A 1343-nucleotide genomic window follows, 5' to 3' on the forward strand; every position below is an offset into this window, starting at 1 on the left:
TACTGGAGTTTAGACTAAACCATAAAAAAGGACTCAGCAGGGCTGAGTTAATAATAGACTTGTTAAAAGTATGAACGAGCTTTGATATTAAACGGCAATAGCTGGTTCTTTGCGTGGCTTTGTTGCTCGTTTTTTAACAGTGGGATATCGGTTTTTACGGCTACGGGTTTTTCCTGATTTCCAACCCGGTGACTTTCCGCGAGGTTTAGGTGGAGTGGCTGGTGTACCAATCGCCGCTAAAACTCCCCCCATAGCTTGGGCGACTCTTCCAGGAGTCAATTTATCAAGAGATTTCTGCCAGGGTAAAGGGTTGTCAGCAACAATATCACGGGCTAACCATAACTCCCAAGTCATCATAGGCATCAAGTCACTCCATCGCTCACATTGTTTGGGAGTACCCAACTTTGGTACAGTCCAATGTAAGCGCTGTTTTAAAAAACGATACCAGTGGTCAATAGTAAAGCGACGCAGATAGAATCGCCAAACTTCTTCTAAGGTCGGCATTTGTTCTCCGACCCATGCTAACCATAAAGGTTTGGATACTCTTAAGTTACCTTGAGCATCGAGACGTTCAACCCTCAAGACTAGCATCGGGCGTGTAGCCGCCTTACGAAAATGCAAATTTTTCCACAGGCTAATACGCACCCGTCCCAATTTCGGATCATTCTCTTCCAAGATAGATGCCACTTCACCCCATGTTACGGGTTCATTAAGTTGAAATTTAGCACCATGCTTTTTTGGACGACCCTTACCAGAATAAGCTTCAGGTTCGCCCCATAAACAAAGGTTTGAACGCAACCGGACTAGAATATCTGCTGGAATATCGGTAGTCTTTAGGATAAATGGCGCACACCCATATTCACTATCCCAAACAGAAATGGGTCTGCTGGGCAGATGTTCACATACCTGTTTTAATTGCCAAACTGCTTTTTCAATCGGATTTTCCCAACTGGTGATCCGCTCATGTCTCAAGGGTAATGCCCAACTACCTGAATCCTCTGGTATCCAAGCAATTGTACTGTATCCTTGACCAATGGTTATAGGCTTATCTCCCGCTATGGATGTCCCACTATGCTCATAAGTCCTCTCTTGTAGCGTTACTGCATCAGGGCGAGGCCAGTTTGTGTGGTCGCCTGCTAACAAGGGTCGTCCCTCTACTGGTATCTGTTTGATGTATAACTGCATCAATTTCTGTCGCTGTGGTCTGCTATCTTGTAGCGCTTCATAAATACTTGGCCACTTGCGTCTGAATACTGGTGATAAGGATAAATCTGCTAAGGAATAAACGTTGCGGGTCAGCAATATCGCATCTGTTAATTCAAAGGTGGCATCTTTGGCTCTAC

General features: G+C 44.8%; 1 protein-coding gene. It reads right to left on the bottom strand.

What is annotated here, in order from left to right; genetic code table 11:
• Positions 1–87: 87 nt before the first annotated feature.
• Positions 88–1343: NF041680 family putative transposase (locus ABF638_RS37960; protein ID WP_435027882.1), on the bottom strand; the 1256-nt coding region annotated here is incomplete at its 5' end.

Origin of the sequence: Nostoc sp. CALU 1950 (genome assembly GCF_051172895.1) — a bacterium.
Taxonomy (GTDB): Bacteria; Cyanobacteriota; Cyanobacteriia; order Cyanobacteriales; family Nostocaceae; genus Nostoc; species Nostoc edaphicum_A.